Annotated in this window: 14 protein-coding genes; 4 read left to right on the forward strand and 10 right to left on the reverse strand. The window is 61.9% G+C overall.

What is annotated here, in order from left to right; all coding sequences use genetic code 11:
• Positions 1 to 7 precede the first annotated feature (7 nt).
• The gene (gene atpD / locus CSQ93_RS08650; protein WP_010393778.1) at positions 8 to 1408 is read left to right on the forward strand and encodes a F0F1 ATP synthase subunit beta; all 1401 of its coding nucleotides are present in this window, start codon (positions 8 to 10) and stop codon (positions 1406 to 1408) included.
• Positions 1409 to 1470: 62 nt separating this feature from the next.
• Positions 1471 to 1890 (forward strand): F0F1 ATP synthase subunit epsilon, encoded by a 420-nt coding sequence (locus CSQ93_RS08655; RefSeq protein ID WP_058050961.1) that lies wholly within the window; start codon positions 1471 to 1473, stop codon positions 1888 to 1890.
• 73 nt (positions 1891 to 1963) lie between these two features.
• Here CSQ93_RS08655 and rsgA read toward each other — a convergent pair whose 3' ends face one another.
• From rsgA to CSQ93_RS08685, 7 genes are all read right to left on the reverse strand, one after another.
• On the reverse strand, positions 1964 to 3028 hold the full coding sequence (gene rsgA / locus CSQ93_RS08660; protein ID WP_099377710.1) for a ribosome small subunit-dependent GTPase A: 1065 nt from the start codon (positions 3026 to 3028) through the stop codon (positions 1964 to 1966).
• 275 nt (positions 3029 to 3303) lie between these two features.
• Positions 3304 to 3858: a hypothetical protein gene (locus CSQ93_RS08665; protein ID WP_099377711.1), complete on the reverse strand. Its 555-nt coding sequence runs from the start codon at positions 3856 to 3858 to the stop codon at positions 3304 to 3306.
• Between the two features lie 63 nt (positions 3859 to 3921).
• Positions 3922 to 4293: an adenosylmethionine decarboxylase gene (gene speD / locus CSQ93_RS08670; protein WP_099377712.1), complete on the reverse strand. Its 372-nt coding sequence runs from the start codon at positions 4291 to 4293 to the stop codon at positions 3922 to 3924.
• A 2-nt stretch (positions 4294 to 4295) separates the two neighbouring features.
• Positions 4296 to 4466, reverse strand: coding sequence for a hypothetical protein (locus tag CSQ93_RS29170; RefSeq protein WP_199534316.1), 171 nt, complete (start codon positions 4464 to 4466; stop codon positions 4296 to 4298).
• Positions 4463 to 5926, reverse strand: coding sequence for a DUF4178 domain-containing protein (locus tag CSQ93_RS08675; RefSeq protein ID WP_099377713.1), 1464 nt, complete (start codon positions 5924 to 5926; stop codon positions 4463 to 4465). Before CSQ93_RS08675 ends, CSQ93_RS29170 begins: the two co-directional genes overlap by 4 nt.
• Positions 5927 to 5936: 10 nt before the next feature.
• The gene (locus CSQ93_RS08680) at positions 5937 to 6965 is read right to left on the reverse strand and encodes an SPFH domain-containing protein (protein ID WP_099377714.1); all 1029 of its coding nucleotides are present in this window, start codon (positions 6963 to 6965) and stop codon (positions 5937 to 5939) included.
• A 27-nt stretch (positions 6966 to 6992) separates the two neighbouring features.
• Positions 6993 to 7379 (reverse strand): DUF350 domain-containing protein, encoded by a 387-nt coding sequence (locus CSQ93_RS08685; RefSeq protein ID WP_034783828.1) that lies wholly within the window; start codon positions 7377 to 7379, stop codon positions 6993 to 6995.
• Positions 7380 to 7438: 59 nt separating this feature from the next.
• On the opposite strand from CSQ93_RS08685, the gene CSQ93_RS08690 reads away from it, so the two are divergent.
• The gene (locus CSQ93_RS08690) at positions 7439 to 8950 is read left to right on the forward strand and encodes a polyamine aminopropyltransferase (protein ID WP_099377715.1); all 1512 of its coding nucleotides are present in this window, start codon (positions 7439 to 7441) and stop codon (positions 8948 to 8950) included.
• Positions 8950 to 10581: an NAD(P)/FAD-dependent oxidoreductase gene (locus CSQ93_RS08695; RefSeq protein ID WP_099377716.1), complete on the forward strand. Its 1632-nt coding sequence runs from the start codon at positions 8950 to 8952 to the stop codon at positions 10579 to 10581. Before CSQ93_RS08690 ends, CSQ93_RS08695 begins: the two co-directional genes overlap by 1 nt.
• 64 nt (positions 10582 to 10645) lie before the next feature.
• Here CSQ93_RS08695 and mmsB read toward each other — a convergent pair whose 3' ends face one another.
• The 3 genes from mmsB to chvE all read right to left on the reverse strand — a co-directional run bounded on the left by mmsB (position 10646) and on the right by chvE (position 14530).
• Entirely contained in the window at positions 10646 to 11863 is a 1218-nt protein-coding gene (gene mmsB / locus CSQ93_RS08700; protein ID WP_099377717.1) for a multiple monosaccharide ABC transporter permease, read from the reverse strand.
• On the reverse strand, positions 11853 to 13394 hold the full coding sequence (mmsA, locus tag CSQ93_RS08705) for a multiple monosaccharide ABC transporter ATP-binding protein (protein ID WP_099377718.1): 1542 nt from the start codon (positions 13392 to 13394) through the stop codon (positions 11853 to 11855). The genes mmsB and mmsA overlap by 11 nt, the downstream gene beginning before the upstream one ends.
• 113 nt (positions 13395 to 13507) lie before the next feature.
• Positions 13508 to 14530, reverse strand: a complete 1023-nt coding sequence (gene chvE / locus CSQ93_RS08710; RefSeq protein WP_223278970.1) for a multiple monosaccharide ABC transporter substrate-binding protein — start codon at positions 14528 to 14530, stop codon at positions 13508 to 13510.
• Positions 14531 to 14619 lie beyond the last annotated feature (89 nt).

Raw genomic sequence — 14619 nt, forward strand, 5'->3', positions numbered from 1 at the left:
AACGAACATGGCTGATGGCAAAATCGTTCAGTGTATCGGCGCTGTGGTGGACGTTGAGTTTCCCCGCAACGCGATGCCTAAGGTATTTGATGCCTTGAAGATGGCAGGCTCGGAACTGACCCTGGAAGTACAACAGCAGTTGGGCGACGGCATTGTCCGTACCATTGCACTCGGCTCGTCCGATGGCCTGCGTCGCGGCATGATGATCCAGAACACCGGCAAACCTATCATGGTGCCAGTCGGTAAAGCAACCCTGGGTCGCATCATGGACGTGCTGGGCAACCCGATCGACGAATGCGGCCCAGTGTCGCACGAGCAAGTCGCATCGATCCACCGCACCGCTCCTGCATACGACGAACTGTCGCCATCGCAAGAACTGCTGGAAACCGGCATCAAGGTGATCGACTTGGTTTGCCCGTTTGCAAAAGGCGGTAAAGTTGGTCTGTTCGGCGGCGCTGGCGTAGGCAAGACCGTCAACATGATGGAACTGATTAACAACATCGCTAAAGCGCACAGCGGCGTGTCCGTGTTCGCCGGTGTTGGTGAGCGTACTCGTGAAGGTAACGACTTCTACCACGAGATGGCTGACGCGAAAGTGGTCGATCTGGAAAATCCGGAGAACTCCAAAGTGGCGATGGTCTACGGTCAGATGAATGAACCGCCAGGTAACCGTCTGCGCGTTGCGCTGACCGGCCTGACGATCGCTGAATCGTTCCGTGATGAAGGCAAGGACGTTCTGTTCTTCGTCGACAACATCTACCGCTTCACGCTGGCAGGTACCGAAGTATCGGCACTGCTGGGCCGTATGCCGTCGGCTGTGGGTTACCAACCGACCCTGGCTGAAGAAATGGGCCGTCTGCAAGAGCGTATCACGTCGACCAAGACCGGTTCGATCACCTCGATCCAGGCCGTCTACGTTCCAGCCGATGATTACACCGATCCGTCGCCTGCTACCACGTTTGCTCACTTGGATTCGACCGTTGCGCTGTCGCGTGACATCGCTTCCCTGGGTATCTACCCAGCCGTGGACCCACTGGATTCGACCTCGCGTCAGCTCGATCCGTTGATCGTTGGTCAAGAGCACTATGACACCGCGCGTGCCGTGCAAACGACCCTGCAACGCTACAAGGAATTGCGCGACATTATCGCGATTCTGGGTATGGACGAGCTGGCACCGGAAGACAAACTGCTGGTTGCCCGCGCACGTAAGATGCAGCGTTTCCTGTCGCAGCCTTTCCACGTCGCTGAAGTCTTTACCGGCGCGCCTGGTAAATACGTTTCGCTCAAAGACACGATCAAGGGCTTCAAAATGATCGCTTCGGGCGAACTCGATCACCTGCCGGAACAAGCGTTCTACATGGTCGGCACGATCGAAGAAGCAATCGAAAAAGCCAAGAAACTTAACTAAGTTAAGTCTGGGCCTAACCCTGCCCCTTACAAGGCGGGGTTCTTCAACCCGATAGGACACACATGGCACACACAATTCACGTTGACGTGGTTTCCGCTGAAGAACTGATTTTTTCAGGCGAAGCAGAATTCGTCGCGTTGCCGGGTGAACAGGGCGAGCTGGGTATCTACCCACGCCACACGCCTTTGATTACCCGCATCCGTCCGGGCGCGGTCCGCATCAAGGTAGTCGGCCAGGCTGAAGAAGAGTTCGTCTTCGTTGCCGGCGGCCTGCTGGAAGTGCAACCGGATACCGTGACCGTCCTGGCCGATACCGCGATCCGCGGTCACGACCTGGACGAAGCGAAAGCGCTGGAAGCGAAGAAGTTGGCGGAAGAAAATATCCACAACAAGGATTCGGGCATCGACTACGCGCAAGCGCAAGCCGAGCTGGCCAGCGCTATTGCGCAACTGGCAGCGATCCAGAAGCTGCGCAAGATTTAATTTCAATCTGCGCCGCACAAGAAAGGCAGCCTTCGGGCTGCCTTTTTTTTCAGCAAACGAATTTCAGTAAAAATCAGCGGCGCTTGTCCTTTCCCCTTTCCATTCCCGCCTTTAATACCGTCTTCCACTTGGCGCGCGCGGCAATGCGCTCGAGCGGCGTTTCCTCGCTGCGGTGCGCATCGCGCAGCAGCTTGTGATAATTGCTCAAGCGGTCCGCATCGACGGCGCCGCGCACGGCGCAACCAGGCTCGCTGGCATGCCGGCAATCGCGGAACTGGCATGTCGCCGCCAGCGCCGCGATGTCGTCGAAGGTGGCCGCCAGGGTCTGCGCGTCGGCGTCCGCGCGCCAGCTGCGCAGCCCCGGCGTATCGATGATGCAGGCGCCGCTGGCGCACAGGTGCAGCGAGCGCGCCGTCGTCGTGTGCCGGCCACGGCCGTCGCCATGGCGCACGCCATTGGTCGTTTGCTGCGCCGCTGACAAGGTGTTGGTCAGGCTGGACTTGCCGGCGCCCGATGAGCCGAGCAGCACCAGGGTCTGGCCAGCATCCAGCCAGGGTTCCAGGATGGCCACGTCATACGCATGGCGCGTATCGATGGCAAACAGGGGCACGTGAGGCGGCAGGCGCTGTTTGAGCTGCGCCAGCTTGCCAGCCACGTCCTCGGCCACGTCGGCCTTGCTCAGCACCACCACGGGGCTGACCTGGGCCGCCAGCACGATGGCCAGGTAGCGTTCCAGGCGGCGCGGGTTGAAATCCCCATCGAGTCCCATCACCAGCAGGGCCGTATCGACATTGCTGGCGAGCACTTGCCGCCGGCCGTCATTGCCGCGCCGGGCGATTTGCGTGACCGGGGATAAGTGCGCCGTTATCCACAGCGTGCCGTGCGCATCGGGTTCGGCGGCGATCCAGTCACCCACCGTGAGGACGGTGTCCTGGGCCAACAGCTCGTGCAGCAGGCGCGGCACGATGTACGCGGGGTGTTCCCGGATGCCGTCGTGCCCGCCGATGCTGTCGCGGTGTACGGCGCTCACGCGCAGCAGTTGTGCGGCAGGGCAAGAGAGGTCGAGTTGGGTGGCTGCGCTGGCGATGGCCTGCTGCAGCCCGATAAGGCGTAGTTGCGCGAAATCGAATGCGATCATGGTAGCGTGATTCCAGATTCTGTCGTCCGCGTGCGGACGTGTAGCCTGCGCGAGCAGGCACCGCCAGTCGCTATGACTGGCACGAAAGAAAGGGAAGTCGGCTACGCGATCACGCGTATGGGAAGTGCGAGCTAAAAAGGCTTAGCAGGGGAAAACAGTGATCAGGCAGCCGACAGCACGGCAGTATCCGAATGGCGCATGTTGTCTACTCCTGAGGTGTGATGGAAAACGCCAGTGTGCCAGCGGCGCGCGCCGCCGTCAATGGAGCGTGTGGCTCAGCTGCACATGCCGTAAGCCTGGCGCTCGGGGAAGTAGCGGTAGGTAAACGTGCGCACCGGGTAGCGCTTGCCGGCGACGAGCATGTCGGGCATCGACAGGTCAAAGCGCTGCGGCAGCTGGCGCGGCAGTTGCAGGCGCAAGCGCCACTGGGTTTCGGCGCTCGAACCGACGGCGGAAAACATGATGGGCAGCTGCTCGATGACGTCGACGATTTCCGCCTTGCGGTTCATGCCGCGCTGGTAGATGGTCAGCACCTTGGCTTCGGCGAATGGCTGCTTGTGTGGTTCTTCCAGCAGGAAGGACAGGCGCGTAAAACTGGCTTGCGTGCCGATGGGAAGCGTAAAAATCAGCGCCAGCTCCGTGCCGCCTTCCTTCAAGGTGACGGGTGGCGTGGCATACACGCTGATACCGCGCGGCAGTTCGAAGCGCGAACCCTCCGTCCACGTCTTGCACTCGGGCGTGGTGGCCTGGTACAGGCTGGGCGCCGTGTAGTCGTTGCAGGCGGAGACCAGCAGCAGCAGGGGCAGGGCGAGGAGGGCGGAACGGTGCATGGGAGTCACGGTTGGGATATGAGCCGACAGTGTAAGCGATCCCTCCGCGATCCACCAGCGACGCTAGGAATGCCCGGGTGGCGCGCGCCGCACCGATTGCAGCTGGCAGTGCGCCGCCTGCAGCGCGTCCTTGATGGCGTCCAGCGCCAGCTGCGGCTGCGCCGCGCCGCACATGAAGATATCGACGGCGGCAAAGCCGCATTCCGGCCAGGTGTGGATGGAGATGTGCGATTCGGCCAGCAGCACCACGCCGGTGACGCCCTGGCCGGCGCCAAAGCTGTGGAAATGGCTGTGCAGTACTTGCGCGCCGGCCGCGACGGCCGCCTCGCGCAGCAGACGCTCGAGCGCCGCGCTCTCGCACAGGCGTTCCGGCGCGATGCCAGACAAATCGGCCAGCAAATGGGTGCCCAGGGGCAGATGCGGTGTGGCTGCCATGCTTACTTGTGGCTGCCGCCGCTGGAGCCGCCACCATAGCTGCCGCCGCCGCCGCCCGTGCGCGAACTCCAGCTGCTGCCGCTGCTGCTGCCGGCTACCTTGAACATGCGCACCCAGTTGGCGGCCGTGACACTGAAGGTCACCATCAGGGCATAGATCACGTATTTACTCATGGGGGATTCTTTGCATTCTTGTCGAGAAAAGCGGCGGGCAGGAACAGCGCCAGGCAGCCAAGCAAACTCCACATCAAGGTGCTGGAGAACGAGACAAACATGGGGATCGCATTCAAGACCAGCACGATGACGATGAAGACCTTGGCGATGCCGCGATGGCTCAGCTGGATATTCTGCGCTTTGGTGCCACCATGGAAGGCGGCGCCGAACCAGGCGGCCATCTGGTCATAGGCGACGGGCACGGAGCGCGACCACGTCATTTCCTCGCCGGTGAGCTCCGCCGCCAGTTTGGTCTGTCCCTGCTCGAATTCATGGACATGCGTGCTGTCGCCGACGGCCACTTTCCAGTTGAAGGCACCGGCCGCGTACACGACCTGCGAGCCGTAGTCATACAGTTTGCGGTAGGTGGCGCCATCGAGCGTGCAGGTAGCGGTGTCCAGCGATGCCCAGTTGGGCCAGTTCGGCAGCACATTCGAGCGCGACCAGCCATCGTCCGTCTCCACCAGCCAGAAGAAGCCGGCGCGCGCGTTGTACAGCAGGTATTCGTTCCACTCGCTGCCCTCGTCGTCGGCGCGGCGCATCATGCCGATCACTGTGAAGTCGACATTGCTGATCTTCGCGCTGGCGCCCAGCTCCAGCGTGATGTCGGCGTTGTCGTGCACTTGCTTGCCGATGGCCAGCACCTGCGCCTCCGGGCCGCTGGCGTCGAGCTGCGCGTGGCAGGCGGGGCACACGAGTTGCGCCGCCGCGCCAGGTACGTACTTGATGCCGCTGCCGCAGGACGGGCAGTCGAGCGCGTCGAGCTTGCCGCGGTATTTGCCGGCGCTCTTGGCGATGGCGTCGTCGTCGCGCAGCAGCTGGCACTGCAAACCGTCCAGGGTGACGGCGACGCCCTGGTAGACGACGGGTTGCGGGCCATCCGTGTAGTCGAGCGTGACAAAGCTGGCGTAGTTGCGGAAGTCCGCCACCTGGATGCGCCAGCCGGCGCCCACCTTGAACGGCAATTCGCCCTGGCCGGCGATGCATTCGGCGCTGCGGATCTCGGCCGCCGTGTACGGCTCGCCGCAGATCGTATAGCGCTTGCCCGGCGCCAGCTCGCCAAAGACGGGCAGGGCGTCTTGCGTGCTGCGTTCGCGCGTCAGCGTGTACAGGCCGGACGAGTCGCCCAGCCACGCCGTGCTGGCGTCGTCGAACAGCAGATACCACTCGTTCCACGTGCCGGCGCTGTAGCGCTGCTGGATGCGGCCGACGACCGTGAAGTGCACGCCATCGTGCACGCCGGCCGTGCCGATCTGGATCGGCGAATAATCTTCCAGGACGGCCGACATCTTGCCCACGTCCCTGACGGAATCGGCGTCCTTGAGGATGGTGCTGTGGCAGTACTCGCACACGGCGAGCACGGAAGCATGCGAGCGGAAGTGGACTTCCGCACCGCAGCTGGGACAGGAAACAGTTTGCATGCAGTCGCGCTTAGCCGATCAGTTTTTTCAGCAGTTCAGCCTTGGCGCCGTCGTAGTCGGCCGGCGAAATGAGGCCCTTGTCGAGCAAGCCCTTGAGTTTTTCCAGACGCGTCTCGATCGCTTCTTCCGCGGGGGCCGGAGCTGGCGCCGGGGCGGGCTGCTGCAGCGCACCGCCCATGCTTTGCGCCATCACCTGGCCAATCGACAGCCCGGCGCCCAGGCCCGCGCCGATGCCGGCCATGCCGCCCTCGTTTTGCGCCGCCAGCGGGATCGCGTTGGCCACCTGGAATTTGGTAAAGCCGCTCATCTTGTCGGCGCCCAGGCCGCCCTTCATGCCGGCCGAGATGCGCTCGTCGAGCGCCGCCTGCAATTCTTCGGGCAGGCTGATGCTGGCCACGTTGAATTCATCGAGGCCCACGCCATAGCGGGCAAACGCCTGCGCCAGGCCATCCTTGACTTCCTGCGCCATCAGCGCCTGGTTGGCCGCCATGTCGAGGAAGGGGACATTTGCCCCGCCCAGCGAGCTGGCCATGCTCGACATCAAAATGCCGCGCAATTGATCTTCCACCTCGTCGCGCGTATAGACTTCGCGCGTGCCGCTGATCTCGGTGAAGAAGGTGCGGGCGTCTGCGATGCGGTACGAGTACATGCCGAAGGCGCGCACGCGGATCATGTCGAAATCCTTGTCGCGGATGGTGATCGGCTGCGGCGTACCCCACTTGCGGCCAGTCTGCACGCGGGTGCTGAAGTAATACACGTCCGACTTGAACGGCGAATCGAACAGCTTGTCCCAGTTTTTCAGGTTGGTCAGCAGCGGCAAAGTCTGCGTCGTCAGCTTGTGCGTGCCAGGACCGAAGACGTCGGCGATCTTGCCTTCATTGACGAAGACGGCCACTTGCGATTCGCGCACATTCAGGATGGCGCCGTTCTGTATCTCGAAATCCTGCATGGGGAAGCGCCAGGCCAGTACGCCTTCCGTCTCTTCGTTCCATTGCAGTACATCGATAAACTGCTTCTTGATAAAGCTGCCGAGGCTCATGATGGTGTCCTTGAATGAGGTAAAACGTCAGGAAATGCAGGCGGCGTTGATGGCGCCGATCGACAGGGAAATGGCGGCCAGCAGGCCGCCGAAAGCGCTGTTGTTCGATTCGATCTGGTCTTTCGACATGCGCAGCAGGCGCGTGGTGACCACATAGGCGAGCAATTGCACCACCATGGCGCCGAAAGCCCAGGCAAAAAACTGCTGGTAGTCGGCCGTGTGCATCAGGGACGAGGCGATGGTGGCGGAAAAACCCAGCATGGCGCCGCCTAGCGACAGGGCCGCCGCCTGGTTGCCCTGGCGGATCAGCAGCACTTCGTTATACGGCGTAACGCGCGTGTAGATGATAAAAAATACAATCAGCAGCCCGGCGGCCAGTAAAAGGTGGATCAGATAGTTTAGGATGGCGGGCACGGCATTCCTCACAATGAGTATTTGATAACGTCAACGCATATTAGAACAAAAAAAGTCCAATGAACAAAAAGATTCTGATTTTGTCTGTCTTCGTGGTCGCTTCCTGCGGCCTCGCGTATGAGCTGATCGCCGGCGCCATGTCCAGCTACCTGCTCGGCGACTCCATCCTGCAGTTTTCCACCATCATTGGCTGTTACCTGTTCGCCATGGGTGTGGGTGCTCACTTTTCAAAGTATGTACACGACGACGACGTGCTTTCGCGCTTCGTCGACATCGAACTGGCCGTGGGCCTGATCGGCGGCCTGTCGGCCGCCATCCTGTTCATGACCTTTTCGTGGATGGCCGCGCCATTTCGCACCTTATTGTATGTGATGGTGTTCCTGATCGGCGCACTGGTCGGCATGGAAGTGCCGCTGGTGATGCGCGCCCTGAACACGCGCCAGACGGAATTTTCCGAGCTGGTCAGCCGCGTGCTGACCTTCGATTACCTGGGCGCGCTGGCCGTTTCCCTGCTGTTCCCGCTGGTCCTGTCGCCGTACCTGGGTCTGGTGCGCACGGGCTTCCTGTTCGGCATGCTCAACGTGGGCGTGGGCCTGTGGAGCATTTATGTGTTCCGCGCCGAGCTGAAAAATCTCGCCGGGCGTTTGCTGCGCGCCTGCGCCGTGATGCTGCTGCTGATCGCCGGCTTTGCCATGTCGGACCGCATGGTGGCCTGGGGCGAGCACGGCCTGTTCGGCGACCAGATCGTGTATTCCACCACCACGCCTTACCAGCGCCTGGTGATCACGCGCTGGAAGGACGATACGCGGCTGTACATCAATGGCAATTTGCAGTTTTCCTCGCGCGACGAATACCGCTACCACGAGGCGCTCGTGCACCCCGTGCTGGAAGCCTTGCCGTGGGCGCGCCGCGTGCTGGTGCTGGGCGGCGGCGATGGCCTGGCGCTGCGCGAAATCCTCCGTTATCCCCACATCGAACACGTCACCGTGGTCGACCTTGATCCGGCCATGACGGCCGCGTTTACCACGCGCCCGGAACTGGCAAAGTTAAATAATAATTCGTTCTCCGACAAGCGCGTCACCGTCGTCAATGCCGATGCCGCCGTCTGGCTGCGCAACAACGGCGATATGTTCGACGCGGCCATCGTCGATTTCCCCGACCCGTCCAGCTTTGCGCTCGGCAAGCTGTATTCGGTGCCGTTCTACGACCTGGTGAAAAAGCACCTGGCGGCCAAGGGCCTGATGGTGGTGCAATCGACGTCGCCGTTCTTTGCCCCGCACGCCTACTGGACCATCAATTCGACCCTGCGTGAAGTGGGCATGCGCACCTGGCCCTATCACGCCTACGTGCCCTCGTTCGGCGAATGGGGTTTTATCCTCGCTTCGCCCCAGCTCGACTACACACCGCCGACGAAATACCGCCTGCCCATGCGCTACCTGAACGCGGACACCACACGCGAAATGTTCATCTTCCCGCCCGACATGCAACCGCTGCCGATGGCGCCGAATCGCCTGAATACCCAGTCGCTCGTGCATAAATTTGAGCAGGACTGGAACCGGGTGATCCGCTGATGCAGCGCCGTTCCTTCATGCTGTGGGCCGCCGGCGGCACGGCGGCCGCCGCCGCTGGCATCGGCAGCATCGCCGCCTACCTGCGCTGGCAGGAAATCACGCCGAAGGTGCTGTATCCGGGCCGGGAAGAGGGGCACTATCTGCGCAAGCTGCTGCGCGAGCGCACGGCGCTGCCGGCGCCCTCGGCCACCATCACCACAGACGTGGCCATCCTCGGCTCCGGCATCGCCGGCCTGACGGCGGCCTGGCGCTTGAACAAGCTGGGGCACAAGGATTTCCTCATGATCGATGGGCCGCAGCCATATGGCAACGCGGCGGGCGGCCACTTCGGCGACCTGGCCTATCCTACGGGCGGCCATTATTTGCCGCTGCCTTCGCCTGAATCGACCCATGTGCGCGAAATCCTGTTCGATCTGGGGATTATCCAGCGCGATCCACAGGCGGAAAAGCCGTACTACGATGAGCGCTACATCCTGCACGCGCCCGAGGAACGCCTGCTGTTCAACGGCCACTGGCAGGAGGGCTTCATTCCCACCGAAGGTATCTCCGCCGAAGAACTGGCGCAGCACGAGCGCTTCTTTGCCGAGGTGCGGCGCCTGCGCCAGGCGCATGGCAACGACGGCAAGCGCGTCTTCGTTTTTCCTACCGTGGAATCGTCGCAAGACCCGGCCTGGCAGGCGCTCGACACCATCACGTTAAAGCAGTGGATGGAGCGCGAAGGCTATACCTCGCCCACCTTGCACTGGTATCTGAACTACTGCTGCCGCGACGACTACGGCACGCGCTACGACCAGGTGTCGGCCTGGGCCGGCTTGCACTACTATTGCAGCCGCTGGGGCCAGGCGGCGAATGCGGGCAATGGCGCCTGGCTGACCTGGCCGGGCGGCATGCAGCCGGTGGCCACGGCCATGGAGCAGGCGTCGGGCGTCAAACGTCATGCGGGCACGGTGGTTTCCGTGCAGACGACGGACCAGGGCGTCGAAGCGCTGTGCCTGGAACTGGTCGACGGCCAGCCGCGCACCTACCTGGTCAAGGCGCGCAAGGCCATCTGCGCCATGCCGCTGTATGTAGCGGCGCGCGTAGTGAAGAATATCGCCGGCTATGGCTTTGACGCGAAGCGCGATACGCCCGCGTATGCACCGTGGATGGTGGCGAATTTTTTACTGAAACGCTTTCCCGACGAACTGCCGCATGCGCCCCTGTGCTGGGACAACGTCGTGTACCAGGAACCGGGCCTCGGCTATGTCGTCTCCACGCACCAGGACATCCGCGTGCGTCCGCCCGAAAAAACCGTCTTCAGCGCCTACGTGGCCCTGTCCGACCGCACGCCGCAGGAAGCGCGCAAATGGTTAGACGTGGCCACGCCCGACGAGTTGCTGGCGCTGGCCAGCGTCGATTTGAAGACGGCGTATGGACGCGATTTTGCCAGCTGCGTCGAGCGCGTCGATATCACCGTGCGCGGCCACGCCATGGCAGCGCCGTTGCCGGGATTTCGCAGCAATGCGGGCTTGAAGGCGCTGCGCGAGCACGATGGCGCGATTCTGTTTGCGCATGCCGATCTGTCGGGTTTTTCCGTATTTGAAGAGGCGGCGTGGTGGGGGGATCGGGCGGCCCGATTAGCTGCCGCATAAAAAAGGCCGGCGCAAGCGCCGGCCAGAGCCCCCTAAGGCTCGAACCTGTGCTTCCTTGTTCTTCTCATTTATTTTTATTAATGACGTCGATGAACACGGCTGCCAGCAGCACCAGGCCCTTGATCACCTGCTGGTAATCGATGCCGATGCCCATGATGGACATGCCGTTGTTCATCACGCCCATGATGAAGGCGCCGATGACGGCTCCCATCACCTTGCCCACGCCGCCCGAGGCCGAGGCGCCGCCGATGAAGCAGGCGGCGATCACGTCCAGCTCGAAACCCGTACCCGCCTTCGGCGTGGCCGTGTTCAGGCGCGCCGCGAAGATCAGGCCGGCCAGCGCGGCCAGCATGCCCATGTTGACGAAGGTGTAGAAGCTGACCCGTTCCGTCTTGATGCCGGACAGGCGCGCCGCCTTCTCGTTGCCGCCCACGGCATACACGCGCCGGCCCAGCACGGTGCGGTTGGTAATGAAGGTGTAGGCGACGATGAGCAGCGACATCACGGCCAGCACGTTGGGAAAACCGCGGTACGACGCCAGCAGGTAGCTGAAATACACCATCACTGCGGCGAAGATCGCGTTTTTCAGCAGGAAGAAGGCGCGCGGTTCGTTTTCCATGCCGTGTTTCAGTTGCTTGGCGCGGCTGCGCAGCGAGGTGATGATCAGCGCCGCAGCGGCGATCACGCCCAGCAGCAGCGACAGGCCGCGCAGGTTTTCGCCGCCGAACGGATCGGGCAAAAAGCCCGAGCTGAGCATCTGAAAGCCTTCCGGGAAGGGGCCGACCGACTGGCCAGCCAGCAGCGCCAGGGTCAGGCCCTTGAATACCAGCATGCCGGCCAGGGTGACGATGAAGGACGGGATTTTAAAGAAGGCGACAAAATAGCCTTGCGCGCCGCCGATGACGGCGCCGGCCAGCAGGCAGATGATGCTGGCGGCGACAAAATTCATGTTGTAGTTGACGATCAGGACAGCCGCCAGCGCGCCGACGAAACCGACCACCGAGCCGACGGACAAATCGATATGGCCGGCCACGATGACCATCAGCATGCCCAGCGCCATGATGACGATGTAGCTGTTTTGCAGCACCAGGTTGGTCAGGTTCAGCGGCTGCATCAGGGTGCCGTCGGTCATGTACTGGAAAAAGCCCATGATGACGATCAGCGAGAGCAGCATGCCGTAGTCGCGCATATTGTTCTTCAAAAAGCCGGCATAGCTTTTCGCTTGCGGCGCGGCCGCTGGCGCTGCTGCTGCCGGCGCGCCCGCTGTCAATTTATTGTCCATTGTTTTCTCCGTGTGTAACGATCGCGCGCATGATCCGCTCCTGCGACGCTTCTGCTGCGCTTAATTCGGCCGCGAAGCGGCCTTCGTTCATGACATAGATCCGGTCGCACATGCCCAGCAATTCCGGCATTTCCGAGGAAATCATGATGATGCATTTGCCTTCGGCGGCCAGCTCGCTGATGATGCTGTAGATCTCGTACTTGGCGCCCACGTCGATGCCGCGGCTCGGTTCATCGAGGATCAGGATGTCGGGGCGCGAAAACAGCCACTTCGCCAGCACCACTTTCTGCTGGTTGCCGCCGGACAGATTGACCACCTTCTGCGCCACGCTCGAGCAACGGGTCTTGAGCTTGCGGCGGAACTCCTCGGCCACGCCGAATTCACGCTGCTCGTCGATCACCATACGCTTGGAAATCGCGTCCAGGTTGGCCAGGCTGGTGTTCTTCTGGATGTCTTCCTCGAGGATCAGGCCCAGGCCCTTGCGGTCTTCCGTGACATACGCGAGGCCATGGGCGATCGCCTTGCCGATGGTGCTGACGTCGATCTCCTGGCCATTCTTGAGCACCGTGCCGCTGATGCGCTGGCCGTAGGCGCGTCCGAAAATGCTCATCGCCAGTTCCGTGCGCCCGGAGCCCATCAAGCCGGCGATGCCGATGATCTCGCCCTTTTTGGCATGCATGTTGATGCCCTTGATGACGGGGCGGTCGGCATGCTCGGGATGGAAGACGCGCCAGTCGCGCACTTCAAAAATGGTCTCGCCGATGGTGGGCGTGCGCGGCGGATAGCGGTCGGCCATTTCGCGCCCGACCATCTTTTCGATGATGCGGTCTTCGCTGACGGGCTCCACGCGGCAGTCGAAACTGTCGACTGTGTTCCCGTCGCGCAGCACCGTGATGGCATCGGCGACCCGTGAAATTTCATTGAGCTTGTGCGAAATCAGGATCGAGGCGATGCCCTGGGCTTTCAGGCCCAGCAGCAGGTCGAGCAGGGCCGCGCTGTCGCTTTCGTTCAGGCTGGCCGTCGGCTCGTCGAGGATCAAGAGCTTGACGTCCTTGCACAGCGCCTTGGCGATCTCGATCAGCTGCTGCTTGCCTACGCCCAGGTTGGTGATCAGGGTGTCCGGGGACTCTTTCAGGCCGACTTTCTGCAGCAGTTCGCGTGTTTTCGCTTGCGCGTATTCCCAGTCGATGACGCCCATGCGGGACGGTTCGTTGCCGAGGAAGATATTCTCGGCGATCGACAGCTGGGACACCAGCGCCAGTTCCTGGTGGATGATGATGATGCCGATTTCTTCGCTGTCCTTGATGCCGCGGAAGTGCCGCGTCTGGCCCAGGTAATCGATGTCGCCCGTATAGCTGCCATGGCCGTAGACGCCGCTCAGCACTTTCATCAGGGTCGATTTGCCGGCGCCGTTTTCGCCGACGATGGCGTGGATCTCGCCGCTGCGTACCCGCAGGTTGACATTGTCGAGCGCAACGACGCCCGGGAATGTTTTGCGTATCCCGCGCATTTCCAGGATAGTGTTCGTCATATAACCTCTCTGGCACGGCCGCGCTGGTCGGCGCCGGTCGTGCGGCAGTTTTGTTCTTGATCGTGCATGAAGCGAAAGGCCCGGCAGCGCCGGGCCTTCAGTACCTTGATTGCTTATTTCACTTGCGCTTCCGTGTAGTAGCCGCTGCCGGTGACGAGCACCTGCTTCCAGTTCGCCTTGTCGACGGTGACGGGTTTGAGCAGGTACGATGGCACCACCTTGACGCCGTTGTTATAGGTCTTGGTGTCGTTGACGGTTGGCGTCTTGCCGCTCATCATCGCGTCGACCATGTTTGCCGTCACCTTGGCCAGTTCGCGCGTGTCCTTGAACACGGTCGATGCCTGTTCGCCGCGGATGATCGATTTCACCGACGGGATTTCCGCATCCTGGCCCGTCACGACGGGGAACGGCTGTTTCGGCGTGCCGTAGCCGACGCCCTTGAGCGAGGACAGGATGCCGATGCTCAAGCCGTCATATGGCGACAGTACGGCATCGACGCGCGCATTGCCGTAGTAGGCGCTGAGCAGGTTGTCCATGCGGGCTTGCGCCACGGCGCCATCCCAGCGCAGGGTGGCGACCTTTTCCATGCCCATCTGCTTCGAGCGCACCACCAGCTTGCCGCTGTCGATGTACGGTTTGAGCACCGACAGGGCGCCGTTGTAGAAGAAGTGCGCATTGTTGTCGTCGGCCGAGCCGCCGAACAGTTCGATGTTGAACGGGCCTTTGCCTTCCTTGAGTTTCAGCGCCGATTCGATATAGCCCGCCTGCAGCACGCCGACCTGGAAGTTGTCGAAGGTGGCGTAGTAATCGATGTTTTTCGTGCCGCGGATCAAACGGTCATACGAGATGACCTTGATGCCCTTGTCGGCCGCCTTTTGCAGCACGTTCGACAAGGTGGTGCCGTCGATGGCGGCGATCACCAGCACCTTGGCGCCCTTGGTGATCATGTTTTCCACCTGCGCCAGCTGGTTCGGGATATCGTCGTCGGCAAACTGCAGGTCCGTCTTGTAGCCGCGCTCCTTGAATACCTTGACCATGTTGTCGCCATCGGCGATCCAGCGCATGGACGACTTGGTCGGCATCGAGATGCCGATCGCGCCCTTGTCGGCGGCGCTTGCCACGGGCATTACCGCCATGCCGGAGATGGCCAGCGCCAGGCTCGCGGTCAGCATTTTCATTGTTGTTTTCATTTCAGGTCTCCACCGTCTTCGATAGTTGAATGTGC

Origin of the sequence: Janthinobacterium sp. BJB426, from assembly GCF_002735705.1 — a bacterium.
Taxonomy (GTDB): Bacteria; Pseudomonadota; Gammaproteobacteria; order Burkholderiales; family Burkholderiaceae_D; genus Janthinobacterium.